This is a genomic window from Aristophania sp. ESL1142, assembly GCF_058107345.1.
Genome location: NZ_JBYLUH010000001.1, coordinates 494,684 through 521,143, shown reverse-complemented (window position 1 = coordinate 521,143; position 26,460 = coordinate 494,684). Strand labels below are relative to the sequence as shown.

Here is a 26,460-nt window from a genome sequence, read left to right as displayed (position 1 = left end):
ACGGCTGCTCCGGGGAGCAGCCGTTCCCCCTTTAAGCCGGGGATTTATTATTTTTTTTCACCACAGACGTAAGAATTGATTTCTCCGCCTAAGGGAATTTCTGTGACTTTAGGTGTATTCCAGGCCATTTGTGCCTCCTTAATCAATTTCCAAAGTCTCACTTTCCGAGACTTTAGTTCCTTAACGTAGCTCCATTTAATCTTTTATAAAAACAAAAAATGCCCTGCCATAAGGATAAAGCCTTACACACTATCGTGATTTATTACAGAATGCAGGCAAATCTCCTGCTAACAGAAGCAGAACAGAGCGATAAGAGGAAATGCACTTATTATGAAACAGGTTAAAAGGCGGGGAGTCTGTCTTGTCATTTCTGCCCCTTCCGGCGCAGGAAAATCAACCATCGCCCAGGCTTTGAGGGCTAGTGACTCCAATCTTTTCACATCCATTTCCATCACCACGCGTGCGCCCCGACCAGGAGAGGAAGAAGGAACACATTATTATTTCCGTACACTTGAACAGTTCCGCGACCTGGCCGCCAGTGGCGAACTCCTGGAATGGGCTGAAGTCTTTGGACGTGGATATGGTACACCACGCGCTCCACTGGAAGCCGCCCTGAATGACGGAAAAGACGTCATCCTTGATATAGACTGGCAGGGTTATCGCCAGATGAAAAAGGCGCTCCCTGACGATGTGATCGGGCTTTTCATCATGCCACCCTCTCTTGAAGAACTTGAGGCACGCCTTAAAGGCCGCCAGTCTGATAGTGAGGCAGAAATTTCAAAAAGAATGGAAGCGGCCAATGCGGAAATATCCCACTGGCCGGAATTTGACTATATTCTGGTCAATCATACCCTTGAGAAAGCCATTGCTCAGGCACGCTCTGTCCTTGAGGCTTCCCGCCTGACAACAGGAAGATGTTCCTTTTAAGTGATAAAGATATTCTCTTTTATTTTACACCCTCGACGCCTCTTGTCAGGGGTATGATATGAAGCGATAGTCCCAGAAGATTGATGAATCCTTTCGATATCAGGAGCTTTTCATGACTGACAGGCAGAGCATGCCACTGATTCTCGCCCTTCCAAAAGGGCGTATTCTCAAAGCATTACGCCCTGTCCTCTCTCATACAGGGCTTGATCCAGCACCTGACTGTCTTGACGAAAGCAGCCGCAGGCTTCGTTTCCCAACTGCTAATGCAAATATCGATGTCGTCCGGGTACGCTCTTTTGATGTTGCAACTTTTGTTGCCTATGGCGGAGCCGATATCGGTGTTTGTGGTGCTGACGTCTTAATGGAGTTTGACTACCCTGACCTCTATGCACCGCTGGATCTGGGGATAGGAGCATGCCGCATTTCTGTTGCCCGGCTGAGAAAAGAACCTTCAGAGGATGATGCTCCGGAAGAACGCTCTCGCCTGAGAGTCGCGACAAAATACCCCACCATTGCCCGGCGACATTTTGCTTCACGCGCAATCAATGCTGAAATTGTGCATCTTCATGGCGCAATGGAATTGGCTCCTGCCCTGGATATGGCTGATGTGATCGTTGACCTCGTTGATACAGGCTCTACCTTGAAAGCTAACGGGTTGGAGGAAATTGAAACCATTGCCCATGTCACAAGCCGCCTGATCGTTAATCGTGTTGCTCTGAAAACCAGACCGGAAGAAATCAGTTCCCTGATAGAACAATTCCGTCAGGCCCTTACGTCTCTCTCATAGTCAGTATTTAAAGAGGATGACCACCTGTTATGAAACGCCTTGATACAAAAGCAGAAAATTTCTCACTTTCTTTTCAGAAAATTCTAGCTGATCGGGGCGAGGAAACCCATTCTGTCGCAGAACCGGTCAGGGCAATTCTGGCAGACATCAGGGCAAGGGGAGACATTGCTCTATGTGAATATACAACCCGCTTTGATCAGTTCTCTCTAACCACTGAGACCATCAGGGTCACACCACAGGAAATCAGCCAAAGTGCTGCCCAAATCGCTCCAGAAACCCGGGAAGCCCTGAAACTTGCTGCCCGTCGCATCAAGGCATTTCATCAGTCACAGCTTCCTCAGGACCTTGATTATGAGGACGAGGAAGGACTAAGACTGGGTATGAAATGGACCGCACTAGATGCTGTAGGACTTTATGTCCCGGGGGGGAAGGCGGCCTACCCTTCTTCTGTCCTGATGAATGCCATGCCGGCCCGTGTCGCTGGTGTAAAACGTCTTGCCATGTGTGTACCAACCCCTGGGGGTGTCTTAAATCCCCTTGTAATGGCAGCCGCCCAATTATGTGAAATTGATGAAATTTACCGCATAGGTGGCGCACAGGCCGTTGGCGCTATGGCCTATGGAACAGAAACGATCGCCCCCGTTGACCGGATCGTAGGACCAGGGAATGCTTATGTTGCTGAAGCAAAAAGGCAGGTATTCGGCCATGTCGGCATTGACAGCATTGCAGGCCCCTCGGAAGTGGTTATCGTTGCAGATGGGGAGAATAATCCGCATCTGGTTGCAATTGATCTCCTCGCTCAGGCTGAACATGACGAGCAGGCTCAGGCAGTCCTGATTACGTCAGATCCCGCTTTTGCCGATCAAGTTGAAAAAGCCATAGAACAAGCCCTCAAAACATTAAAACGAGCAGCTATTGCCCGACAGAGCTGGGATCATCACGGTGCGGTCATTATCGTCCGCAATGAGGATGAAGCCGCTGAAATCGTCAATGCCCTAGCGCCTGAACATCTAGAATTACTGCTTGATCAGCCACGGGAATTTAGCAGGAAGATACGTCATGCTGGTGCCATTTTTATGGGACGCTTCTGCCCCGAAGCTTTAGGTGACTATGTTGGTGGGCCCAATCATGTCCTGCCCACAAGTCGTACAGCCCGTTTTGCCTCTGGTCTGTCTGTTTTTGACTTTCTGAAACGTACAACCTCTATTGAAACAGACCAAACAGGATTGCAAGCTATTGGTCCAGCCGGTGTTACACTGGCTCTTGAAGAAGGACTGGAAGCGCACGCCCTCAGCCTGTCCGAAAGATTGAAACTTTTGAAGAACTAAAATTTTCTGTGGATGATTCTGTCTTAATCAAACGATAAAAGGAACAGCTTCTAGTAATAATAAGAGTGCGCCGATAGTTTATGCCTCATCAGGGCGCTCTCATTTTTATCCACCTTCCTCAAGAACAGGCCGAATCGTTTTCCTGACAAAACCGGGTATCACGAGTCGTCAAGAACGGGGACGACCTTCCAAAAAATCGAGAACCATCTGGTTAAAAATATCCGGCTTCTCGACATGCAGCCAATGGTTGGTTTCGGGCAACACCTCAATCTCAGCTCTGGGGAAAAGTTTGTGGATAAGATTATAGTGCTGTTCCTGGATATAGGGTGACAATTCACCCTTTATAAAAAGTGCAGGCCCGTCCCACTGACATGATAAAAGCGCTTGAGGCCAACCTTCGATCTCATCAATAGACTGGACAATTTCCGTCAGGCCTATTTCCCAATAGGCCGGGTTACCTGGAACGATATTCTGGCCAACCAGATCAGCAACATCACGACTCCCAGTAATAGGAAGGAGGAAATTGCGTATTTCTGTTCTGTTCTTAAGAACAGGAAGCGTGATCTGTGAAAGTTTTCTGACAAGCGAGCCACTCCCATGAGCTGTCAGAACAGGAGCTATATCAGCCACGCAGAGTTTTGTAACTCGCTCTGGCGCCAGAAGAGCCAACGCCATTGCAACCTTGCCGCCCATGGAATGACCGACAAAAGCTGCTTTGGAAATCTCCAGTTGATCCAGTGTTTTAAGAACATCCTGAACCATGGAGCGATAATCCATAATCCCGTGAGGACTGTTACCATGAGAGCGTAAATCCACAGAAATCGTTTGAAAGAAGGGGCTTAATGCCCTTTGCAGCATTCCCAGATTACGCCCCCGGCCCAGTAAACCATGGAGGAGAACGACAGTTTCTCTTTGCTGATGACTGACTCCAGCCGATTCAGAGTAAAATAAATACATAAATAATTCTTTAACAATTTATTTTTTAGAATTTTTATCCTATAGGCAGTGAACGCATTATAGAAGGTAAATAATTCTGCCTGTAACCCATATTTCAACGAAAGTGTACTCTGGATTTCATGAAAATAGATTATCTTGTGACGAGCTTCGATGATGGAGGAGCAGAGTTTGCAATTCCGTCAATTGTGAATTTATTCACCAAAATGGGGCATGAAGTTCGGATTATAGCCTGCGAAGCGGGCAATCGGATAGCTGAAGAAAGATTAATAAAAACCAATCTCCCTATCTGCATATTTTCTGAAACACGCTCCTCCACTATCAAACATATATGGAAATATATAAAATATATAAAAAAGAATGACGCTCCTGATATAATTTTTACTTCTTTAACAAGAGCTAGTACAGTCGGTTTCATAGTCGGAAAATTATTGAGGCTTCCAGTTGTCAGCTGGAAACATAGTGCCACACTCAAACGATCAACAAAAATATGGAAATCATTCAGCAAACTCTGGATAGCTGACTCACTCGCGGTAGGCGAATTTGTTCATAATATAATGAAGATTCCGTCCTCAAACATAACCATTTGGCCACTCTTTTTTTGTGAAATCAGTAAAACAGAGCGGGAAATATGGACAACAGGGAAAACTCTTAGAATCGGCAGTATTGGCCGCCTCCATAAACAAAAGAATTATACTGCTCTTATTGATGGTATTGCTCTTTTCAGGAATCGTTATCCACAATATTCATCCAAAATATCTGTTACAATACTTGGAGATGGGCCAGAAATAAACAAATTGCAAAATAAAATTACAGAACATAAATTGGAAAACTGTATCGAACTCCTTGGTTACTCCGCAGATATTTATAACTATCTTAAAGAGATAGACCTTTATGTCCAACCCTCCCTTTATGAAGGAATGTGCCTTGCCGCCCATGAAGCTCTCTCAACAGGTTTACCATTATTAGCAACGCCTGTAGGAGAAATGAAAACTAGTTTAGAACACGATACAGGCTTTACCCTCCATGGTGACCTTTCTGAAGCCATTTGTTCTGTATTAAAGAAAATCTTCGAGAACCCATCTATATTAGAACAAAAAAGCAAAAATGCATTAAACTATATGCACCACTATTACAGCAAAGACTCATTTGAAGAGCATGGAAGAAACGTATTAAAACGTATGGAGGCTATAATATCTTCTTAAATACTCCTAAAAATACATATAAGTATTTTAATAAAAATCGATTTTTATTTTGATATGGACATTTTGACGGTAGATATGTTTTTTTAACTATTATAAAATCTCGGAAATAGAATTATTAATAATGATTCTATTTCCAGATATCAGATCAAAAAATACTCATAAAAAAACCTTCTATATAACGATATAAATTGGTATTATATCCAAGAAGCTTATTTTAAGCGCATGTGCTGATAAAGGGAAACCCAAGCGCCATGTTTATATCTAGAATGTCTGGTCCTTCTTGCACATCTGAAGCACTCCAGACTGGATGTACTGTCGAAGATATGGACTATGCAATCATTACGTAACAAAATGCGTATGAGGTCTTACGTCCCTTTTGCCTTACGCGTCTTCGTCAGACAAAGCGAAATCGGACTGACATTCCTCGCCGCCGTAATTGGTGCATTAGGAGGGGGATGCGTCCTCATTATAACCTATATTACGCTTACGGCTCATGCGTTTTTTTATGGCTTAACAAATGACGGTCATCTCTCTGGACTAGTGTCACTTCCTCTTTGGCGGTGTCTGATTGTTCTGGGTGGGGGGGGAGTTGTAGTTGGCCTTTTTAGTTTCTGGGTCAGGACTTTTCTTAAAAGACATCTTGTTGACCCCATTGAAGCAAATGCACTGCATGGTGGCAGGATGTCTGTACGTGACAGTCTGATTGTGGTCACGCAGACACTTCTTTCGAATGGTTTTGGCGCATCTATCGGACTCGAAGCAGGCTTTACACAGATTGCCGCATCTCTCGGCTCTGCCCTCGGAAGGACCTTCCGGGTTCGTCGGGAAGACTTGCGTATTCTGGTTGGTGCCGGAGCAGCTGGTGCTATCGGTTCAGCCTTTGATGCCCCTATCGCAGGATCCTTTTACGCTTTTGAACTTGTTATCGGTACTTATTCTCTCGTTTCTCTCTGCCCTGTTGCCATAGCCTCTATTACAGGATTGGCGGTCGTCAATTTATGTGGTGGCCTTCATAACGAAGTGATACTCCCACCTTTACCCCCAGTTATGAGCCACGATCTGACGGGAATTATAGTGCTCGGTGTTCTTTGTGCGCTCATTGCCATTCTGATCATGTACAGCGTCACTCAGAGTGAATCCCTGTTCAGGCTGATACCGGGACCACAATGGTCGAAACCACTCTGGGGCGGGCTTGCTGTTGGCGCTTTGGCTGCCTGGAGTCCATCAGTGCTTTCATCAGGGCATGAGGCTCTGCGTCTGCTACTTGAAGGACAGACCCTCTCCCTGATCACATTGTTACTACTCCTTGCCAAAGCCCTTGCTTCCAGCCTTTCAATCGGGTCAGGTTTCAGAGGAGGGCTTTTTTTTGCATCACTTTACCTCGGCTCTCTGGCAGGAACAGGCTTTGGAGTCATTCTGGCTCCTTATGGACTGGCACCGCATAATATAACTTTATGCGCTATGATTGGTATGGATGCGATGGCTGTATCCATTATCGGGGCGCCTTTAACGATCATTAGTATAATTCTGGAAATGACCGGGCAGATTACAGTCGCACCGGCTCTAATCCTGGCCGCTATTCTATCTCTTCTGACCACGAGGCGCCTCTTTGGCTATAGTTTTGCAACCTGGCGCTTTCATCTGCGTGGTGAATCAATCCGTTCTGCTGTCGATATAGGCTGTATCAGATCTCTGACCGTTCAAAGCCTGATGCGCATCACGATCCGAAGCCTTCATCCTTCTGTCACAATCGCACAGGCTCAAAGCCTTTTTCCATTAGGAAGTGGGCATAGAATTATCCTGATTGATGAAACCGGCCGTTATAACGGAATGATTTCCATGGCTGAACTCCATGCCTGCCATGACCATAATAAAACTGTCAATGAACTTGCAGGATGGCAAAATGCCATGCTGACACCCCAGATGAATATTAAGGAAGCAACGTTATTATTTACCAAATTTGAGGTCGATGCCTTAGTCGTCGTAGAAGATCTCATGTCCCGCGTCGTCGTGGGACAACTTGGTGAAGCCTATACATTAAGGCGATATGCTGCAGAGCTTGAACGATCCCGCCGGGAATTAGCAGGAGAAGACCGATTTTCTGTGTAAATAAATAATAAAAGACTTGTTATTAACATAATGTAAGCGCATCATGTATAATGGGATATTGTAACAAAGGATGAATAAAATGTCTGACAAGCCCAAAATGAATGATCTTGAAGCACGCCTACAGCAGCTTCAGATCACTTTACCTCAGGCAGCATCACCTGTGGCAAATTATGTACCTGCACTCATAACAGGACATCATTTGATCATTTCAGGGCAGTTACCACTTCATGGAGGAACTTTACTCTTAAAGGGAAAACTGGGCCGTGAGGTATCTGAGGAAGATGGCATTAGTTGTGCAAGAGCCTGTTTCCTCAATATCCTCGCGCAAGCCAAGACAGCCTTGGGAGGAGACCTCTCCCGGATCAAGCAAGTTGTCCGGATAGGTGGCTTTGTTGCATGCACGCCTGAATTCGAGGATCATGCCCGTATCATTAACGGTGCCTCTGACCTTGCGGTGGATTTATTTGGCGAACGCGGGAAACATGCTCGCGCAGCCGTTGGAGTCATTTCTCTCCCTTTAAATGCACCTGTAGAAGTTGAGGCGCTTTTTGAAATCGCCTGAACTGTTTTTATTGATAGCTAACGTAATGGACCATAACAGACTATGACAGACACACTTCCCGATCGCCTTTCCGTTCACCCCGACAGCCCCTATTTCAATGAAGCTATTCTCGAAAAAGGAATTGGGGTGCGCTTTAAAGGCGTCGAAAAAACAAATGTAGAGGAATATTGCGTCAGCGAAGGTTGGATACGGGTCTCAGTGGGGCGTACATTAGACCGTCGTGGTCGCCCCATGACAATGAAATTATCTGGCCCTGTGGAAGTGTGGTTTAAAGAAACACAGCTAGACTAAGGAGGAACAAGATCATGACAGACTCTCCCTATGCGGACCGCTATTCCGTAGTCATTGTTGGAGGAGGAGCAGGTGGCATCTGCGTTGCGGCACGCTTGAAAAGAGCACGACCAGAACTAACAATTGCCATCATCGAACCTTCTGCCACCCATGCTTACCAACCTGGATGGACGCTGGTGGGGGCAGGTGTCATGTCCCTTGCTGATACCCTGAAACAGGAAGGAGGCGTCATTCCCCGTGATGTCACGTGGGTCCGTGATCGCGTGCGTTCATTCCAACCTGACGCCATGACCGTAACACTCGAAAACGGGACGGTTATAGAATATCAGCGTCTGGTTGTAGCTCCGGGGATCCAGTTGAACTGGGACGCCATCAAGGGCCTGAAAGAAACTCTTGGCCGGAATGGCGTCGCTTCAAATTATTACCGCGACGGTGCGGCCTATATGTGGGAGTGTGTGCGCAACTTCAGTGCAGGTACAGCCATTTTCACGCAACCGGTCATGCCTATTAAATGTGCCGGAGCACCACAGAAAGCGGTTTATCTCTCATGTGATCACTGGCGCCGTGAGGGAGTCTTACACCGTATCAAGCCGCAATTCTGTACGGCTGGGGCCAAGCTTTTCGGTGTTGATTATTATGTGCCATCCTTACAGAAAATGATTGATTATTACGGTGTTGAGGTTGCCTATAAAGAAAATCTCATCGCTATTGATGGTCAGAAAAAAGAGGCGACCTTCCAGATTGTCGGGACGGACCAGACAATTGTGCGTCCTTTTGATATGATCCATGTTGTGCCACCTCAATCTGCTCCAGACTTTGTCCGCAACAGCCCGCTAGCCAATGAAGCAGGGTGGCTTGATGTTGACCCGACGACAATGCAACACAATAAATATGAAACGATTTTTGGGCTGGGAGATGCAACGAGCACACCTAATGCCAAAACAGCTGCTGCTGTTCGTGAGCAGGCGCCTGTTGTTGTTGAAAACCTCATTAAATCCCTTGAAGGGAAACCCCTTGAAGGCGCCTATAATGGCTATGGCGCCTGCCCGCTAACTGTTTCTTATGGCCGTGTTGTGTTGGCTGAATTTTTATATGGTGGCAAGGTTGTTTCCAGCCTTCATTATGACCAACGTAAGCCAAGCCGGTTTGCCTGGACGTTCAAGACACAGATCTTCCCCCGGCTTTATTGGTACGGCATGCTCAAAGGGATAGACCCACTGGTAAGCCATAAAATTGTTGATACGACAAAATAGTCTTAAGGATTTTGTCGTAAAAATTAATGTAAAAAAAGTCCCATCTTTTCCGATGGGACTTTTTTTATGGAAGATCACTGAAAAGGATAGTCATTTTATGCGTAACCCTATCAGCTTCCATAAACATCCTTCAACAATGGTATCCGTTCCTGGAAAGAAAGCCTCTTCCCTGAAACATTTTCTTGCCTTTACAGGTCCGGGATATATGGTTGCTGTCGGCTATATGGACCCCGGCAACTGGGCGACTGACCTGCAGGGGGGTGCCCAATTTGGTTATAAGCTCCTTTTCGTCATTCTGTTATCCAATCTCATGGCTGTTCTGCTTCAGGCATTCGCCGCACGTCTAGGGATTGCAACAGGAAAAGACCTTGCGCAGGCCTGTCGGCAATGGTGTCCATCCTGGCTCAACGTCTTTCTCTGGTTAGCCTGTGAGCTGGCTATAATCGCATGCGACCTTGCAGAAGTCATAGGAACAGCCATAGCCCTCAATCTTCTTTTCGGACTCTCTTTACTGGCAGGAACAATCATTTCAGTCACTGATACGTTTCTGGTCCTGTTTCTCATGAAATTTGGCTTCAGAGCACTTGAAGCCTTTGTTATGGCACTTCTGGTCATTATTGGTGCCTGTTTTACAATTCAGCTGGTCATGTCGTCGCCTTCTTTAAAAGCCATATTCAGCGGCTTCATGCCTTCGTCTGACATTATAAAAAACCCTGCCATGCTTTATATCGCCATTGGAATTGTGGGCGCGACTGTTATGCCCCATAATCTTTATCTGCATTCATCACTGGTACAAACACGTGCTTATGAACGTACTGATACTGGAAAAAGGGAAGCCATACGCTGGGCCACATGGGATAGCAGTATCGCTCTGACATTTGCTCTGGCTATTAATGCCGCAATCCTGATTGTATCAGCCGCAGCATTTCATAACACCATCTATCATAATATTGCTGAAATCAGTGATGCCTGGCGTCTGTTATCGCCTGTCTTAGGCTATGGATTAGCATCGACCCTCTTTGCAATCGCTCTTCTGGCAGCAGGCACAAACTCTACAGTGACAGGTACACTGGCAGGGCAGATTATTATGGAAGGTTTCCTCCATATCCGCCTGTCTTATTGGGTCAGGCGCTTATTGACCCGGGGGCTGGCCATTCTCCCCGTGATTTTCGTCATTATTCTTTATGGTCAGGATAAAGTCAGCTCTCTGCTTGTTTTCAGTCAGATTATTCTCTCCATGCAACTTCCTTTTGCTGTCATTCCATTAGTCTTTTTCGTCAGCAGCAAAAAGAAAATGGGCGAATTTTCTCTCTCCCGCTTCTGGATAGGAATGTCCTGGTTTGTCGCCATTCTAATTGTTGTCATGAATATTAAGCTTCTCATGGATACACTGCCATAACTCCTCATATAAGAAAGGGAGGTACAATAGTACCTCCCTTTCTTTCAGCGCCATAAAATCAGGTTTTACTGAGCCAATAAAGCTGTCAGGCGACGGGAGAAACTTGCCGGATCCGGCAAGGATTCCCCTTCCTGCACACGAGCTAGATCAAGCAATATTGACCCATAATCAGCAACGGATTCACCTGCTGCAACGCGTTCTGCCAAACGGCGTATGAGAGGATGACGTGGGTTTAATTCCAACACAGGCGGCATAGGAGGGAAATCCTGTCCTGAACGGCGCAAAAGTCTCTGCATGGCCAGGTCGGGGCCTCCTTCGGAAGAGAGCACCACAGCACTTCCTGTCAGACGATCAGTTGAACGAACATCTTTGACTGCGTCCCCCAAAGCATCTTTCAGGACAGGAAGAAGTTTTTCCATCTCGGCAGCTTCGCCCTGATCTTTCAATTCCGAAGTGAATTTTTCTAGATCAGCCGAGGCATGGGCAACAGATTTAAAGACCTTATCCTTATAGGAATGGAGGCGCTCAGGCCAGAAACTGTCAACAGGGTCTGTTAGAAGGAGGACTTCGATACCACGTGCCTTGAAACCCTCAAGCTGTGCTGATGCTTTCAAAGCCGCAAGGGAATCACCTACCAGATAATAAATTGCCTCCTGCTCCGGCTTCATACGGCTGATATAATCATCCAAGCTTGTTAGATTATCATCATAGCTCGTATTGAAAAGGGCAATCTCGGCAACTTCCTGACGATGTTCAGAATCTTCCCATAAACCTTCCTTGATTACAGGCCCGAAATTATTCCAGAAATTCCTGAACCCTTCATCATTCTCTTTTGCCCGTGACTTGATCTCATTAAGCACGCGTCTGGTAACGGCTTTACGGATCCGTGCCAGAACAGGCGTTGATTGCAACATTTCACGTGAAACATTGAGCGGGAGGTCATCTGTATCAACTACGCCCTGTACAAAACGCATCCATCCCGGAACGAGCCTGGCTTCATCAGTGATAAACATACGTTTTACATGAAGATGAATATGGCTTTCTCGGTCTTGCTGTTCCATAAAATCAAATGGCCGTGCTCCCGGCAGGAAAAGCAAAGACGTAAATTCCACCGTACCTTCAGCATGCCAGTGCAGCGTTGCATAAGGCTCATCAAAAGCATGAGCAATATGATGATAAAATTCCTTATACTGCTCGGTTGTTATTTCTGCCTTGGGACGAAGCCAGAGCGCTGTCCCTTCATTAACCGTCTGCTCTTCACTTGTGCCATCCTCTTTGGTTTCACGCAGCGCCACCGGCCAGGAAATATGATCCGCCCATTTACGGATAATCGTCCTCAGGCGCTGAGGTTCCAGAAACTCTTCTGAATCATCCTTCATATAAAGAATGACTTCTGTCCCGGCTTCCTCACGTTGTGCATCGGCAAGGCTGTATGAACCTTTACCATCTGAACTCCAGAGAAAGGCTTCATCTGTGCCAGCCTTACGGGAAACAACATCAACGCGATCAGCAACCATAAAAGCTGAATAAAAACCCACACCAAACTGACCAATCAGACTAGGCCGGTCTTCAGGCTTCGCAGCGCTTAATTTTTCTCCGAAAGCTTTCGTTCCTGACCGTGCGATTGTTCCCAGATTCTGGACCAGCTCCTCACGGCTCATACCCAGACCATCATCTGAAATCGTGAGTGTTTTGGAAGCTTTATCAGGCGTAATTGTAATATGCGCGTTCTCAGGAAGAGCAAGTGAAGGTTGTGTCAAAGCTTCAAAACGCCGTTTATCCATGGCGTCTGCTGCATTGGCAACTAACTCACGCAAAAATATCTCCCGGTCCGAATAAAGAGAATGAACGACCAGATCAAGCAGACGGCCAACCTCTGCACTAAACTGATGCTCTTCACCCTGAGGGGAATTTGTCACTGAACTCTTAGTTTCGCTCATTATTCTTCTCTGTCCCTATAATAATTATCTAAAATGAAGGCCTTAATAAAAACTCCAGCCCCTGATGTATCGTTAAAGATGGGCTGGAGTCCTGATTTTTAAAAGAGGTCCTGAAACAAAAGAGATTTTTTACGCGCCAATTCCCAGGGAAGTCCCTTCATCAACCACAATAGAAGCACCATGAAGAGCGCGAGCGCTGTTACTCGCTAGAAAGGCAACAACCTCTGCAATATCCTCAGGCTTTGAAAAAGCTCTTTTACTAGGATTAGCTTCTGCAATAGAACGCAAAACACCTGCCTGAGCAGGATCATTAATCAATTGATCATGCATGGAAGTTTCAACGCGGCCAGGTTCAATTGCATTGATATTGATCCCCATGGGCCCCAGTTCCAGAGCCAAAGTACGCGTTAAAGCCGTAACAGCTGCCTTGCTGGCACAATAGCCTGAATATGTTGCAAAGCTGTAAAAAGAACAAATAGATGAAAGTGCTATAATCTTGCTTCCAGGATGAGTGATATCCCCTTTTTTAAGAACTGGCAGTGACGCATGAATGATATTCCACATACCATTTACATTGACCGCCATCATGCGTTCAAAACCTTGCGTTGAATCAGCTGTCAGCGGCGTATCAAAAAAGACACCAGCACCATGGACCAGAACATCAAGTTCGACGTGATCTGACTGAAGCGTCTTGATAAGGTTTTTTACATCAGCTTCATTGACAATATTAACCCCATAGCTCTTGACCCATGGCTTCTCTTTTTTTGTCTGGCTGATTGCTGAAACTGTTTGAACCGCCTCTGAATAATCTTTTGAAGGGTTACTCCCCACCAGGATGACATTATAATTCAGAGAGGCAAATTTGCAGGCAATAGCCAGACCAATCCCTGATGTACCGCCTGTTATGAGGGCTGTTTTTCCATGTGGCATTTAATGCTTCCTATTAATCCATTTATAATCATCTCTTTATACACTCTGTTCCAGCTCACGCGTAAATTTTCTTGTAATAAATTTAACAACGACACTTAGCCGAACTATATTATTTTTATTTCATTAATTTATCATTATAATTTTTATTGTAAAATTTCTGGGAAGTATCTTATAAGCAAAATATAAATGTAAATCGGCTGACCAGTACGTTTCCATAAGACCGATGTATTTATTTAATTAAATTTGACACATGGTAAAATATCTTCCCCCTTCCACTCGTTCAGATCGCGCTATTTCTGTCGGGCACTTTAAGGAGAAAATGCTGTGTATATCGAAATATTATCCCTCGATGTTGAGGGGATGACCTGTGATGAATGCGTAAAAAAATTGGAAAAACTTCTGACTGTAGAACCAGGCGTTGTAGGAATAGAAATTTCTCTGCCTCGTAAACATGTTGATATCCGCTATGATGAGGCGAAAACTTCAGCAAGAACTCTTTGCAAACTTATTGAAAAAGCAGGATATGACCCTATGATAACAGATCAGTGACGTTAACGATCTGGAGAAAAATTATTATCCGGGCGTAAACATGATATATTAGGCTTATGGATAATTCTTTTTCTTCACGCTCTGTTGCTACAAAAAAGAAGTCTTACGCGGATTTTAAAAATCCTCTTCAAAGAAAAGCCAGATTTATTCATGGAAGTATCTTTCATCATGTAGTGGCCATGGCCAGTACGGGGGCTGTGGGATTGATGGCTGTTTTTGCTGTCGACCTTCTTAATTATTTTTATATATCCCATCTCCATGATTCAACGCTAACTGCTGCCATTGCTTTTGCCAGTTCCATCAGCTTTGTACAGGTTTCTGTAGGGCTGGGTATGTCTATTGGCCTGGGTGCCTATATAGGGCGGCTTATTGGTGCCCATAAACATTATCGTGCCAAAAACCTGGCCTCGGCTTTTCTGGTCATTATGGTGGGGATAACCATTCTTCTGGGTCTGTTTACAGCAGGCTGCGCTCCCTATTTTCTCTCTCTTCTTGGTGCTCGGGGAAATAGCTTGATACAAGCCACATGTTTCTTACGTATCATCGCTCCTGCCTTGCCGCTTATCTGTCTTGGAATGGCTCTCTCAGCCCTTCTCCGCGCTGTTGGAGATGCCAGACGATCCATGAATGTCACGCTGATCGGGGCCATCGCTACAGCTATTTTAGACCCAATATTGATTTTTGGCTTTCATCTTGGCCTGGAAGGTGCTGCAATCAGCACAGTCCTATCACGACTGGCCATTACATTAAGTGGCTTTTTCAATCTGCGCCATCACGACATGCTTACCTACCCCAAAAGGCAATTCATCCCTCTTGCAGCACGTAAAATAAGCCCCATCGCTCTTCCTGCTATTGGCACCAACCTTGCAACACCTGTAGGAGCACTTTTTGCTACCCGTGCCATGGCCCGTTTCGGATTAGATGCTATTTCCGGGCAAGCTGTTATTGACCGTCTTGTGCCAGTTTCCTTTGCTTTTGTTTTTGCCCTTACAGGCTCCGTCGGCCCAATTATGGCACAAAATCTTGGTGCCCACCGTATTGACCGCGTTAAAGAAACTTTTCTCTGTGCATTAAAATTAACTGCTCTTTGCGTTCTTATCGCCTGGGGTACCTTCGCAAGCTGTAACAGCCTCATTCTGAAGATCTTTCATGTTCAGGGAGTCGGCATTGAACTGGTCAAATTATTTTGTTTTTTCATTGTAACCAGCTATATGTTCGTAGGCCTACTTTTTGTTTCTAATACGGCCTTTAATAATTTGAATTATCCCCTTTATTCCACAGCTTTTAACTGGGGACGTGCAACTTTGGGGACGATTCCCTTTGTGACAATAGGCGCCTTATATGGTCCTAAAGGCGTTATGATCGGCCAGGCACTCGGTGTCGTTATTTTTGGATCACTTGCAATGATAACAGCTTTCTCTGTTATCCGGTCTCTTGAGAAAATAAATCCTGATAAAATGCCAGTTCCTGCTGCAAAGTCTCCGCTATAACAGCAGGGGACCTGAAGCCATGCCCCTCTTCAGGAAAACGATGGAACGAGGCATGTTCCATTTTCTCTGCCAATGTTTCTGCCAATTTCAGAGGCACGACACAATCCTGTTCACCATGAAAGAACAAAACAGGCTTGGTCAGTCTTTCGGGCCAGTTTATAGGAGAGCGCTCCCTGTAAAGGGACTCTGCTTCAGGGAAGGGACCGATGAGTGTATCAAAATAATGGGCTTCAAAACGATGTGTCTGCTCAACCAACCCGATCAAATCAGTAACACCATAAAGAACAGTCCCTGCTCGGAAAATATCTGAGGAAGCCAGGGCAGAAAGCACTGTGAGGCCACCTGCACTACTGCCGCGAATAACGCAGCAATTAGGGTCCACTTTCCCTTGTTCTATCAGGGATTTTACAGCAGAACAGCAATCCTGTACATCTGCAACACCCCATTGGCCATTCAAGGCGTCTCTATAACGTCTGCCAAAACCGGTTGAACCGCGATAATTGACATCCAACACGGCAAATCCCCGGGATGTCCACCATTGGACCTTAAAAGAGAACTCTGGCTTTGCCTGTCCTGTTGGGCCACCATGGACCAACACGATCAATGGAGGAGGCATTCTGACAGGAAAACAATTTTTCCCCTGTGCTGGCGGGTAGAAAAACCCTCTGACAGGAAAAGACTCATGCTTATTCTGAAATATAAGGTTCTGAGGTTTAGCGATATCTTCTTTCGTAATATTGTCAGGAAACGTCCAGGCAGGACGAAACCGGTCATAAACACCTTCCAGATCTCCCATCGCCAGGGAAGGTGGTGCATCTTCAGGAACATCATTCCAGCAATAAAACCCTTTTTTCCTCATAGGAGAGGGCACCATTTCAGGGGATGCCTGGCTGATGATATCTTCCCACCCTTTTTGAGGCTCATAGCGTAAAAGGCAGCCAACACCTTCCTTCAATCCACGAGCCAGAATAGAGCCACCTTCTTCAACGCAATAGGAGGACTGTCCAAAAACCCAAAGAGGCAGACCAATTTCACACCGGGCAGAGGGCAGATTATGAAGCACCCAATCTTTTCCATCCCAATGATAAAATAGGGGCGACCAGAAACGCTCTGGAACTGTATCCTCACATTTCTGGTCTGATAAAACATAAAGACAATCTTTATACCATTGAGGCTCTATAAAGCTCACAGCCTCATTTTGCCCGGTGAATTTCCAACTTTTTCCAGTTCCCAATGACAGAATACAAAGCTGGGTATCATCCCATGACATTGATGGATTCTGCCACTCGATCCAGGCAAGGAAATGCCCATCATCAGACAAGCAGGGAGACGCATAGAAATCACTCCCTTCTCTCCTTATGTGACTACCGCTTTCAGCACTTATTGATAAAATGACAGAGTTTTCAGCACCCTTGCTTTGACATTCTCTTACACAGAAAACTTCATCTTTATGCGGGTAAAAACAGAAACCTGCATAGGAATATAAAAATTCCTCATGCCTGGCTGTATCTTGCCAGCAACGTGTACTTTTTCCATTGATACATGACCAGACACCGCCTTTTTTTCTGTCAGTAAAAACAACTTCCCATCCAGAAGGAATTTCACGCACAGCCCAGGCGCCACCGCCATATTCATGCAGTCTGGTTCCAATATCATAATCTGCTTCTACCAGATCGTGATAGGCCCCCTCTGGAGTACGCATCACAATAACAGAACGCCCTTTTTCTTCGGGACGACGCTCGAGCCAGAAACAGTAATCACCTATCGTTTTGACTTCGCTGAAATGGCGTGTCTTACGCGTCATTAATGAGGTATCAACCCAGGAACTCTTTTTACCTGAAAAATTGGAAGAATTCATCTCAATCCTCATTATCTTTTGCGTAAAGATTATTCTCTTTATAAGATAGGCATTACGACATGAAGCCGGTTTACCAGAATTTCTGATGGCATGACCATTTAAAGACAGATTATTTCAGGAGTTAGGCCCTGTTTCACCTTTCAGACATTTCATCTTACCTTGCTCAGATTCCCAGCATATATGCCTATCTCCTGATTGGAATCACAATTATGCTGGAAAGTACAGGCTTGCCTCTTCCTGCGGAAAGTTTATTGGTAATTGCTTCTCTCTATGCTTCCCAGACCCATCACCTTACGGCCCAGGGACTTATTATTTCTGCCGTTATTGGTGCAATTATGGGAGATAATATCGGTTATCTGATAGGATTTAAAATCGGTTACAATCTCTTGAAAAAATACGGCGCTAAAGTTGGTCTGACTGAAGATCGCCTTATGTTAGGACGTTATTTTTTCAGGCATTTTGGTGGCCCTAGTATTTTTTTAGGGCGTTTCATGATTTTTCTTCGACTTTTCATTGCCCTTATTGCCGGAGCGTCCCGGATGCCCTGGAAAAGCTTCCTCTTTTATAATGCAGCTGGAGGATTAGTTTGGGGTGGGTGCTACGTTTTAGTCACATATGAAATCGGGCGGCAAATCGAAAAATTTTCAGGACCAGTCAGTTTTATAATTGGTGGCATTGCAATCATAGTCCTCATTATCGGTTTCTTCTTTTTACGTCGTCACGAAGAACATCTTATCCATAAAGCACGCCTCGAAGAAGAACATTACATCTCTTTATCAGAGAATTAAGGCCTAATAATAATCATGATAACAATAATAACCATTAAAATGGTTGGAATTTCATTTATAAAACGGTAGAAACGTTCTCTATATTTATTTTCTCCCCGTTCAAAACAACGCCTCCAAGCACCACAGAATCCTTGGAAAGCAGCCATTCCTGCGACAGAAAAAAGCTTGCCCCACCACCAGAAACTGCTCCACTCAATCACATGAGGTAAAGCCGCCATGAGACTTCCCGTAAGAAAAGTCAGAATCATAGCAGGCGTCATAATTTGTTTATAAAGTCTTTTTTCCATCAGACTGAAGCGCGCATATTCCTCAGTACCAACCTTAATCTGTGTATGATAGACAAAGAGCCGAGGTAGATAAAATAACCCTGCCATCCATGAAATAAACGCCATAATATGGAGCGACAAAATCCAGGTGAAATGATTCTGGAAAAAGGGGATCATGAACCTTCTCTTTTAAGACAGAATAGCAGGTGCCAGTTTTGGTAATAAAAGCGGCATAACCTCAGACAGGCTCGTAATACGCACAAAATGAGGAACTGGCCAATATGGCGGCAGGGGATGATTTTCGTCTCTTAATAAAAGACAGGACATTCCCGCCCGTTTTACCGCTTCTGCACCCGTATCGCTATCTTCAATCACAAGTACTTCCTCAGGTGAAACGCCTTGCTGCTGGGCTGCGTGAAGATAAACGCCCGGATCAGGTTTATGGCAGCCCATATCATTTGCTGAAAAAATACGGTCATGAGGAATCAACTGATCCATTTTTGTATGACCGAATTTGGCATCCATTTCAGCAATGGATGAATTTGACCCGATTGAGAAAGGAATCCCGTGTTTCCTCAAGTCTTTCAATAGGTCAATGGCACCATCAATAGGATCAATACCCGTTTTTAAAAACTCTATCAGCATATGGCGCATTTCTGATATTGTTCCAGATGGTAAAGAGTAACCGAGCTCTTCTTCAAAAGATTTGACCGTTTGGGTAAGCGTATGCCCTCCATAACGGGTCATTGCTTCCTGATCTGTTATTTTTATTCCAAGAGAGCGGGCATATTCTGCAACCTTACGGCAAGATGGCCCTTCACTGTCAATCAGGACGCCATCACAATCAAAAACGACAAGCTTCAGACCGCTTCTTATTTCATCAATCTTACCAGTCATATCGTCCTCACGCTTTCAACAAGAAGAGACACATTTTCAGGAGGGGTCTGTTGCATCACACCATGACCAAGATTGAAGATATGACGTCGACCTTTCATCGAATCCCTGATCCTACGGGCCTCTTTTACTAATGTTTCTCCTCCATTCAGCAAAATCATTGGATCAAGATTTCCCTGTAACACGATGGAAGAAGGAAGCATTTTTGCAATAGCCTCCATATCCGCCACACTATCGAGGGCAAGACACTCAAGGGACGTCTTTTCTGCATATTCCAACGCCATAACGCCAGAAAGGCGCGGAAACCCTATAATTGGCGTTTCAGGATGCTTTGCTTTTAAGATTTTTACAATTTGCTGTGTCGGCTCAATAACGAAACGCCTGAATTCTTCCGGTGGTAAAATACCACCCCATGAGTCAAAGAGCATTACAGCCTCAGCACCTGCCTCAATATGAGCGCTGAGCATATTCGCTGTTGCTCTAGTCAATAATGTTATTAATTTTTCAAAAAGTGCCGTTTCCTGCAACATCATTTTACGCGTCTGCGCAAAATCACGTGAGCTACCGCCTTCGACCATGTAACAGGCCACTGTAAAAGGACTACCGGCAAAACCCAGAAGGGTGGTGGAAGATGGTAATTCCCGTGAGAGGATAGATAAGGTTTCTCTCACAGGGGCTATGGCCTCAAAAACTCTGTCTTCATTTAAGGCGTTTAAATCACGTTCAGTGCGGATCGGTTCAAGAACAGGGCCTTTCCCTTCTATAAAAGTGAGGGATTGTCCCATAACCCAGGGTAAAATGAGAATATCAGAAAATAAAATGGCTCCATCAAACTGATAACGTCTAATGGGTTGTAATGTTAATTCCACTGCGATGTCAGGTGTCATACAGCGTGTCAGAAAATCTGCTTGTGCCCGTAATGCCCGGAACTCAGGAAGATAGCGCCCTGCTTGACGCATAAGCCACATAGGAGGCGGCCAGATTTCCTGTCCCTGTAGAACCTGCAAAAGAGGTTTGGTGGAAGGATTTTTTCGAAAAGGGGATGCGTTATTCGATGTCATACAGCACTCTAATCATAAAATAAGAAATAAAGAAATTCTGGAGTGGTTATGGATGGCTGTGGATATCGGGGTACCCGGCTTTATAGAAATGTACCCCGTTTTACTCACAGTGTGTACAACTTTAAAAATGAGGAATATAAAGGGCCGTAGAAAATTATCCAGATTTTTCCACAGAAGGGCTGTGTACAATCCCCTATTTTTAAGGTCGTACAGTTTCATCCCCGGTACTCGGTACTATAACAGGAAAAGCTTTGTACAATCCCCATGTACCCCATGTTGCACGTGATATATCCCAGGAGGATGATAAGCCCCATATGCATCGTTTTTCTGTTGGAGTCGTTTTTAAAAAGGTTACTTTAATGAAAATCAGTCTTCGAAAACCCCTAGTCCTGGCGAGTGGTTCGTTAACGCGGAGGGATCTGCTTAAACAAGCCGGAATTGTTCCAGAAATCTGTGCTGTCGATCTCGATGAAGAGGCTTTACGGCGAAGGGAAACAGTAAAAGGAACATCTATTAAAGAGATTGCCTTAAAGCTTGCTGAGGCTAAGGCCTATAAGGCAGCGGATATGCTTTCTGCTGACAAAATTATTCTTGCTGCAGACCAGATATTGGAACTTGATGGCAGGATATTTTCCAAACCAGAAACGATGGAACAGGCAGTAACCCATTTACAGGCTATGAGAGGAAAGACACATTTTCTCCAGACTGCCATGAGCCTTTATGGGGAAGGAAAGATTATTTGGAATCATATCAGCACTGCGGAGCTGACAATAAGGCATTTATCGGACGAATTTATAAATTCATATGTGCAGGCTGAAGGAGACGATGTCCTTAAATCAGTTGGTGTTTACAGGATAGAATCTCTTGGGATTCATCTTTTTTCACATATAAAAGGGGAAAGAAGTACTATTTTAGGTCTTTCAATGCTGCCCCTTCTTGAAGCTCTGCGTCATTTTGGCATTTTACCTGATAAATTTTGCTGAAGCGTTTTTTCACCCTTGCTTTGTTATATAGAGCAGGATATAGGGATCGCAGACGAGAAGGTTTATCTTGTCTACGGGGCCATAGCTCAGTTGGGAGAGCGCCTGAATGGCATTCAGGAGGTCGTCGGTTCGATCCCGATTGGCTCCACCATATCATTATATAGTGATGTAATGGTCACTATAATGATAGGAAACAATCACTAAAAACATAAATAATCTATGATTTTCATTATATAGTAATGAATGTGGTGGAAGTATCTTTCTTAAAGAGAGAAAGCAGCATCTGATCCATTTTACCAAGATAGTCATTTGCTGTTCGAAGGTCAGCTTTTAGAGTCTGCACATATTCGCTGACAGCTGCTGCTAATTCCCGGGCCATTTGGGCTAAACTGGCAGCGAGAACTTTCGAAGGGATGAAAGCTTTCATTCCCATAAGCTGTTTTATTTGTGCTTTGAGATTTTCAATACAGGTTGCTGCATTGGCTTTAACATCTTCATTGCTAGAGTAGGTGATTTGATTGGTTTTGATTAAATCAAGCATAGCATAGCTGCCAGATCTGCCTTACATGTTAATGCTGTTGTAGCTTCTACTGTTTCATTGCAGAAAAAACAAAATATTAGGAGAAATTTATCTCTTAACGCTTCATTTCTTATCCTTGGTAAGAGTAGTAGTGGTGTGATTATATTGCGCTCTATAGGGGCAACTGAATCTGGAACGATCTGTAATAAGAAGCTATGGTCATATACATGTTTCGATAGTATGTACTTTTTTGATAAATTAAGGATCAGAGAGGCATAGTGAGCATTTTAGATCATAGTTATGGTATCCTTCTCCTTATTATAGGAAGCCTTATAATCAGTGAAATACTTGATGTGATGGTCGCTCCATATGTCTTTTATAAAAGAAAAAAATATATTATTTCAAGGTTTTTACCAGTAATAACAATTAACAGTTTTACTCTTTTTTTAAGTGGATCTATTTATATTTCCTTGTGTGTTGGAATAATTTTATTATCAATACTTGTAACGGCATCAAATTTGAAATTAAGATTATTAAATGAACCACTTGTTTTCACTGATTTGGCTCTATTATGGGGTTTTGTAAAACATCCTTCATTTTATATACAGGCAATACCTAAAACAACCAGAGTTTTTGTTGTATTAGGCCTTTTACCGTTTTTATGTATTATTTTTTATACAATATCTTATGATGTGACCATAAGAATAGAAGGCGCCATTTTATTTTTGATTTCTTCAGGATTGTTATGGTTTCTATTAGAGAAACAAAGCAGGGCAGGTGGGCCTCCTCCTGCTTTGTGGAAAGATGTTAAGACGATTGGCCTCTTGCCTACGCTTATGATTTACGCATGTCGCTGGAAACGTGAAGCCCCTCTTCCCCCGCAACCAGCGCTTCCCTTTGTAAAGGGGGCGCCAGAGGGAGTTATCATTATCCAATGTGAATCTTTTGCTGATCCAAACTGTTTGAATGAAAATTGGAAGAAACTTCCTGAGCTGGAATTAAGCCAGAAAGAAGCTGTTTTATGGGGAGATCTCAAACCAAGCGGATTTGGGGCCTATACGATGCGAAGCGAATATGGTGTTCTTTGCGGGAGCAATGAAGATGTTTTATCCTACAAACAGTTTGATCCGTTTTTGTCGGCTGTGGATATGGCCTCACATGCCTTATCGTTACGATTAAAAGAATTCTACCCGAAAGCTCTTTTTTTACATCCCTATGATCTTCGTTTTTATGGACGGGCTGATTTAATGCCTTCTTTTGGGTTTACAGAGATCGTCGGAGAGGATCGCTTTCAGAAAACAGATTATTATGGGCCTTACGTTTCAGATCAAGCTCTGACAGAATTCCTGCTTAATTATCTTCATCAGAATGAAAATTTTTTCGCTTATTGTGTGACAATGGAAAATCATGGCCCTTGGAAGAAAAATCGCTTAAGGCAGAAAACAGGGGCTGAGGCTTGGTATGAGCATGTTCAGCATGGAGATACCATGCTCGGAAAAATACGTGACGCTATCAGGGAAAGTGGAAAAGATATCATGCTTGTATTTTTCGGAGACCATAGACCAGCTCTAGGGGAAGTCCCTCCAAATGAAGGTCTGGAGCGAAGTACGCCTTATGTCGTTCTTAGGCCAAATGGTAAAAATCCTTCTAAAGAACCATCCCTGCCAGTTTCTTTAACGCCTGCTGGACTTCATGACGCTCTTATCAAACTGATTATTTCCCAAAATTGAAAAGCGCTTAAGGCAGAAAAGCAAAATAATTTGATGAGTGTATCTGTTATTTTACCTACCTGTCAGTTGTTTTATAACAGGCTGTGAAGCTAGCTGATTACAGGAGTGGTTCATGCGCTTTTTCCAACGTGCGAAAAAGGGAATTCTGTTAAGTTTTATTATTCAGACGTTTTTATGTTTATGTTTTTTGCAAGAAACTCTTTTTCAGGAAGCGAGAGCGGAATCCCGTCTCTCTCTTTTATGCGTTGAAACTGTCTGGTGTAATATTGCCCAGCAAATAGGAGGGAAGGATTTAACGACAAAACCCCTTCTGACAGCCCCAGGATTGGACCCTCATCATTTTCAGCCTTCACCGTCTCTATGGCGTTCAGTCGGGCAGTCTGACGGATTTTTCATTAACGGGGCAACTTACGATGATTGGGCTCTTTCTTTTCATAAGGTTGGGACAGATCGTCTCATTGCGTCACAAATCGGGCATTGGCAGGAAGGACAGGATCCCCATCTCTTTTTTGACCCTGAAATCGTCAAGGATGTTGCCTTTGCTTTTGAAAGTTGGCTGGTAGAAAAAGACCCGCAGAACAGGGAAGTTTATCGGGATAACCTGACTAATTTTGAACGGTCTTTGGACGATCTTCAAAAAAAGCTGGCTGTATTTAGGAGCCATTATCAAGGTCTTTCTGTTGCTATTACAGAACCAGCAGGTATGCGTCTTCTTTCAAGAACGGGTCTGATAATTACTGACCCACATTGGGCCTTATCTGTAATGAATCAGACAGGTGTCTCCGCCAGGGAAACGGCAAAGCTGGAAGAAGCTTTTAAAAATAGAAAAATTCAGGCTCTGATTATAAATCCATCTGTCAAATCTGCACAGATTAACACGTTATTGGAACTAGCCTTCCAGCAGAAAATTCCGTTGGTAAAAATTCAGGAAACCCTCCCGGTCGGGTTGAATTGGCAGGAGTGGATGTCGCAAATTCTCGACCAGCTCTCTGCTGCCCTGAGCGAGAAAGATCCTGCCAGGTGAGACAGATTTCCCTTATATTGGATCATGCGACGCTCTTGGCAGGTCAAACGATCGTTCTAGATGATGAGACACAGTCAATTTCACTTGAGGGAATCCTGATTCTTCGGGGGCGTAATGGGGTAGGAAAAACGACTTTTCTCAAGGCTCTCTTAGGGCTTGTTAAAGTAAAGACGGGGAAAATTTCCCTATGTTTTACCTCTCCTTCAAAAAAGAGTCCTGTGCTTGGCTATATGCCTCAAAAGGTTGGGCAGACAGCCTCAATGCTTCCTGTGATTAGTCATGTCATGGCGTGTTTGAGCGGAAAATTCTGGGGTATTTCTTTCAATCGCTCTCGCCGCAAACGTGCCTTGGAATTATTGGAGTTGACAGGTGTTTTATCATTAGCAAATCGTCCCTTAGGAGTTCTCTCCGGGGGAGAGCGTCAGCGCGTTGCTTTAGCACAAGCTCTTGCAGCAGAGCCTGATGTCCTGATTCTCGATGAGCCTTTTTCTGCGTTGGATCAACAGGCGCGTTATGAAAGTTTGGCCTTGTTTGGTGAATTGATAAAAAAACTAGGTCTTCGTTTTATCATGACGTCTCACGACGTGGTTTCTTTATGTGATAACTCTTATCCTGTGCAGGAGATGAGACTGGAAAAAGGGCATCTTCATGTTGAGTTATGACTTTATGCGTCATGCTTTTGTCGGTTGTTTTCTTGTTTCACTGCTAGCGGGGATATTGGGTTGGTTTATCGTGCTTCGGCATCAGATATTTGCAGCTCATGCCTTGCCCCATGTTGGTTTTAGTGGTGCAGCGGCTGCTATCTGGCTGAAAATTCCTCCTTTTATGGGCATGATTCTTTCAAGTCTGATTGCCGGTTTCTTTATGGCTTATGACAACCATAAGAAATCGCATATATCTGTTTATGCACAGCGTGAAATGATGACAGGACTCGTATTGGCAGCTAGTCTTGGTGTAGGTGTTTTCTGTCTTTTTGAAGCCAATAGTGCTTCAAATCAGGCAACAAACTTATTATTTGGCGATGTGTTAGGTTTAAGTACACAGACATTGCTGATCCTCGCGACTGTGACAGTGATCTGCCTGATCGGAGTAGTTATCTTAGGCAGACCGCTTCTTTTTACGACCCTTGCTCCTGATCTGGCAGAAGCACAGGGAATTAGATTATCCGTCATTTCATATAGTTTTATGGCGATGGCCGCTTTAGCAACAGCGGCCTGTTCAGAAGTGGCTGGAACCCTGTTATCTTTCAGTCTCATGATAGGCCCGTCCGCTGCAGCACTGAGGCTAGGTCTTACTCCTTTATGGGGGTTGTGTTTTTCTGTTCTAGGGGCATTGTTCTTATCCTGGGGGTCTTTGGTGATTTCCTGGTATACAGATGTACCCGTTGCCTTCTTGATAGGGACAGGAGCGGTCTTACTCTATATCCTTGTGGGGCTATTCAGATCCTGGCGGGGATTTCAGAAATCATGAAGGCTGACAGCCGTCCAATGAACGAGGCCGATAAAAATAATCATGAAAATATGGATACCGATAAGTATTCGCATCGATATGACAGGGATTTTTGTAGGGTCCTGACTTAATTCGGGATTGTTCCAGAAAAATTTCATGTTTC

Annotated in this window: 27 protein-coding genes and 1 tRNA gene; 18 read left to right on the top strand and 10 right to left on the bottom strand. The window is 44.4% G+C overall.

All coding sequences use genetic code 11. The features are described 5' to 3' along the window. Window positions 1-47: 47 nt before the first annotated feature. On the bottom strand, window positions 48-128 hold the full coding sequence (gene pqqA, locus AC3B6P_RS02300; protein WP_043559425.1) for a pyrroloquinoline quinone precursor peptide PqqA: 81 nt from the start codon (window positions 126-128) through the stop codon (window positions 48-50). A 202-nt stretch (window positions 129-330) separates the two neighbouring features. Here pqqA and gmk point away from each other — a divergent pair, with 202 nt between their 5' ends. The 3 genes from gmk to hisD all read left to right on the top strand — a co-directional run bounded on the left by gmk (window position 331) and on the right by hisD (window position 3,042). Further along, window positions 331-927 (top strand): guanylate kinase, encoded by a 597-nt coding sequence (gene gmk / locus AC3B6P_RS02295; RefSeq protein ID WP_489804538.1) that lies wholly within the window; start codon window positions 331-333, stop codon window positions 925-927. A 112-nt stretch (window positions 928-1,039) separates the two neighbouring features. After that, the gene (hisG, locus tag AC3B6P_RS02290; RefSeq protein ID WP_489804537.1) at window positions 1,040-1,714 is read left to right on the top strand and encodes an ATP phosphoribosyltransferase; all 675 of its coding nucleotides are present in this window, start codon (window positions 1,040-1,042) and stop codon (window positions 1,712-1,714) included. 29 nt (window positions 1,715-1,743) lie between these two features. Next, window positions 1,744-3,042 carry a histidinol dehydrogenase gene (gene hisD, locus AC3B6P_RS02285; RefSeq protein WP_489804536.1) on the top strand — a complete coding sequence of 433 codons (1,299 nt, stop codon included), beginning with the start codon at window positions 1,744-1,746 and terminating at the stop codon, window positions 3,040-3,042. A gap of 168 nt (window positions 3,043-3,210) precedes the next feature. Here hisD and AC3B6P_RS02280 read toward each other — a convergent pair whose 3' ends face one another. Beyond that, window positions 3,211-3,999, bottom strand: coding sequence for an alpha/beta fold hydrolase (locus AC3B6P_RS02280; RefSeq protein ID WP_489804535.1), 789 nt, complete (start codon window positions 3,997-3,999; stop codon window positions 3,211-3,213). 119 nt (window positions 4,000-4,118) lie between these two features. Here AC3B6P_RS02280 and AC3B6P_RS02275 point away from each other — a divergent pair, with 119 nt between their 5' ends. The 6 genes from AC3B6P_RS02275 (at window position 4,119) to AC3B6P_RS02250 (ending at window position 10,815) form a co-directional block, all read left to right on the top strand. Further along, a complete protein-coding gene (locus AC3B6P_RS02275; RefSeq protein ID WP_489804534.1) occupies window positions 4,119-5,201 on the top strand; it encodes a glycosyltransferase in 1,083 nt (360 codons plus the stop codon). A gap of 330 nt (window positions 5,202-5,531) precedes the next feature. Then, on the top strand, window positions 5,532-7,310 hold the full coding sequence (locus AC3B6P_RS02270) for a chloride channel protein (protein WP_489804533.1): 1,779 nt from the start codon (window positions 5,532-5,534) through the stop codon (window positions 7,308-7,310). A gap of 79 nt (window positions 7,311-7,389) precedes the next feature. Further along, complete coding sequence (locus tag AC3B6P_RS02265; RefSeq protein ID WP_489804532.1) at window positions 7,390-7,872, top strand: RidA family protein; 483 nt, start codon at window positions 7,390-7,392, stop codon at window positions 7,870-7,872. Window positions 7,873-7,914: 42 nt separating this feature from the next. Beyond that, window positions 7,915-8,163 (top strand): DUF3297 family protein, encoded by a 249-nt coding sequence (locus tag AC3B6P_RS02260; RefSeq protein ID WP_489804531.1) that lies wholly within the window; start codon window positions 7,915-7,917, stop codon window positions 8,161-8,163. A 14-nt stretch (window positions 8,164-8,177) separates the two neighbouring features. Next, window positions 8,178-9,416: an NAD(P)/FAD-dependent oxidoreductase gene (locus AC3B6P_RS02255; RefSeq protein ID WP_489804530.1), complete on the top strand. Its 1,239-nt coding sequence runs from the start codon at window positions 8,178-8,180 to the stop codon at window positions 9,414-9,416. 97 nt (window positions 9,417-9,513) lie between these two features. Then, complete coding sequence (locus tag AC3B6P_RS02250; RefSeq protein WP_489804529.1) at window positions 9,514-10,815, top strand: Nramp family divalent metal transporter; 1,302 nt, start codon at window positions 9,514-9,516, stop codon at window positions 10,813-10,815. A gap of 65 nt (window positions 10,816-10,880) precedes the next feature. Here the strand turns inward: AC3B6P_RS02250 and htpG are convergent, their stop codons facing one another. Together htpG and AC3B6P_RS02240 are read right to left on the bottom strand one after the other, a co-directional pair. Then, entirely contained in the window at window positions 10,881-12,755 is a 1,875-nt protein-coding gene (gene htpG / locus AC3B6P_RS02245) for a molecular chaperone HtpG (protein WP_489804528.1), read from the bottom strand. Between the two features lie 129 nt (window positions 12,756-12,884). Then, window positions 12,885-13,685, bottom strand: a complete 801-nt coding sequence (locus tag AC3B6P_RS02240) for an SDR family NAD(P)-dependent oxidoreductase (protein ID WP_489804527.1) — start codon at window positions 13,683-13,685, stop codon at window positions 12,885-12,887. A gap of 324 nt (window positions 13,686-14,009) precedes the next feature. Here AC3B6P_RS02240 and AC3B6P_RS02235 point away from each other — a divergent pair, with 324 nt between their 5' ends. Then, window positions 14,010-14,234, top strand: coding sequence for a heavy-metal-associated domain-containing protein (locus AC3B6P_RS02235; RefSeq protein WP_489804526.1), 225 nt, complete (start codon window positions 14,010-14,012; stop codon window positions 14,232-14,234). Window positions 14,235-14,290: 56 nt separating this feature from the next. After that, on the top strand, window positions 14,291-15,724 hold the full coding sequence (locus tag AC3B6P_RS02230) for an MATE family efflux transporter (protein ID WP_489804525.1): 1,434 nt from the start codon (window positions 14,291-14,293) through the stop codon (window positions 15,722-15,724). On the opposite strand, the gene AC3B6P_RS02225 is transcribed toward AC3B6P_RS02230, so the two are convergent. Further along, window positions 15,657-17,582 carry an alpha/beta hydrolase family protein gene (locus AC3B6P_RS02225; protein ID WP_489804524.1) on the bottom strand — a complete coding sequence of 642 codons (1,926 nt, stop codon included), beginning with the start codon at window positions 17,580-17,582 and terminating at the stop codon, window positions 15,657-15,659. The genes AC3B6P_RS02230 and AC3B6P_RS02225 overlap by 68 nt on opposite strands. A gap of 209 nt (window positions 17,583-17,791) precedes the next feature. Between AC3B6P_RS02225 and AC3B6P_RS02220 the strand changes: the two genes are divergently transcribed. Further along, a complete protein-coding gene (locus AC3B6P_RS02220) occupies window positions 17,792-18,370 on the top strand; it encodes a DedA family protein (protein ID WP_489804523.1) in 579 nt (192 codons plus the stop codon). Here the strand turns inward: AC3B6P_RS02220 and hemJ are convergent. From hemJ to hemE, 3 genes are read right to left on the bottom strand one after another with little or no spacing between them, the layout of a single operon-like run. Further along, window positions 18,367-18,813, bottom strand: coding sequence for a protoporphyrinogen oxidase HemJ (gene hemJ, locus AC3B6P_RS02215; RefSeq protein ID WP_489804522.1), 447 nt, complete (start codon window positions 18,811-18,813; stop codon window positions 18,367-18,369). The genes AC3B6P_RS02220 and hemJ overlap by 4 nt on opposite strands. Before the next feature lie 12 nt (window positions 18,814-18,825). Next, window positions 18,826-19,533, bottom strand: a complete 708-nt coding sequence (locus tag AC3B6P_RS02210; protein ID WP_489804521.1) for an HAD family hydrolase — start codon at window positions 19,531-19,533, stop codon at window positions 18,826-18,828. Then, on the bottom strand, window positions 19,530-20,591 hold the full coding sequence (hemE, locus tag AC3B6P_RS02205; protein ID WP_489804520.1) for a uroporphyrinogen decarboxylase: 1,062 nt from the start codon (window positions 20,589-20,591) through the stop codon (window positions 19,530-19,532). Before hemE ends, AC3B6P_RS02210 begins: the two co-directional genes overlap by 4 nt. Window positions 20,592-20,950: 359 nt before the next feature. On the opposite strand from hemE, the gene AC3B6P_RS02200 reads away from it, so the two are divergent. Together AC3B6P_RS02200 and AC3B6P_RS02195 are read left to right on the top strand one after the other, a co-directional pair. Further along, window positions 20,951-21,574, top strand: coding sequence for a Maf family protein (locus AC3B6P_RS02200; RefSeq protein WP_489804519.1), 624 nt, complete (start codon window positions 20,951-20,953; stop codon window positions 21,572-21,574). A 75-nt stretch (window positions 21,575-21,649) separates the two neighbouring features. After that, a tRNA-Ala gene (locus tag AC3B6P_RS02195) sits at window positions 21,650-21,725 on the top strand. Between the two features lie 78 nt (window positions 21,726-21,803). On the opposite strand, the gene AC3B6P_RS02190 is transcribed toward AC3B6P_RS02195, so the two are convergent. After that, window positions 21,804-22,115 (bottom strand): hypothetical protein, encoded by a 312-nt coding sequence (locus AC3B6P_RS02190; RefSeq protein ID WP_489804518.1) that lies wholly within the window; start codon window positions 22,113-22,115, stop codon window positions 21,804-21,806. Window positions 22,116-22,819: 704 nt separating this feature from the next. On the opposite strand from AC3B6P_RS02190, the gene AC3B6P_RS02185 reads away from it, so the two are divergent. The 4 genes from AC3B6P_RS02185 (at window position 22,820) to AC3B6P_RS02170 (ending at window position 26,318) form a co-directional block, all read left to right on the top strand. Next, entirely contained in the window at window positions 22,820-23,824 is a 1,005-nt protein-coding gene (locus tag AC3B6P_RS02185; RefSeq protein WP_489804517.1) for an LTA synthase family protein, read from the top strand. A 112-nt stretch (window positions 23,825-23,936) separates the two neighbouring features. Beyond that, window positions 23,937-24,848: a metal ABC transporter solute-binding protein, Zn/Mn family gene (locus AC3B6P_RS02180; protein ID WP_489804516.1), complete on the top strand. Its 912-nt coding sequence runs from the start codon at window positions 23,937-23,939 to the stop codon at window positions 24,846-24,848. Then, a complete protein-coding gene (locus tag AC3B6P_RS02175) occupies window positions 24,845-25,510 on the top strand; it encodes a metal ABC transporter ATP-binding protein (RefSeq protein ID WP_489804515.1) in 666 nt (221 codons plus the stop codon). The genes AC3B6P_RS02180 and AC3B6P_RS02175 overlap by 4 nt, the downstream gene beginning before the upstream one ends. Next, a complete protein-coding gene (locus tag AC3B6P_RS02170) occupies window positions 25,497-26,318 on the top strand; it encodes a metal ABC transporter permease (RefSeq protein ID WP_489804514.1) in 822 nt (273 codons plus the stop codon). Before AC3B6P_RS02175 ends, AC3B6P_RS02170 begins: the two co-directional genes overlap by 14 nt. On the opposite strand, the gene AC3B6P_RS02165 is transcribed toward AC3B6P_RS02170, so the two are convergent. Beyond that, window positions 26,306-26,455: a hypothetical protein gene (locus AC3B6P_RS02165; RefSeq protein ID WP_489804513.1), complete on the bottom strand. Its 150-nt coding sequence runs from the start codon at window positions 26,453-26,455 to the stop codon at window positions 26,306-26,308. The genes AC3B6P_RS02170 and AC3B6P_RS02165 overlap by 13 nt on opposite strands. Window positions 26,456-26,460 lie beyond the last annotated feature (5 nt).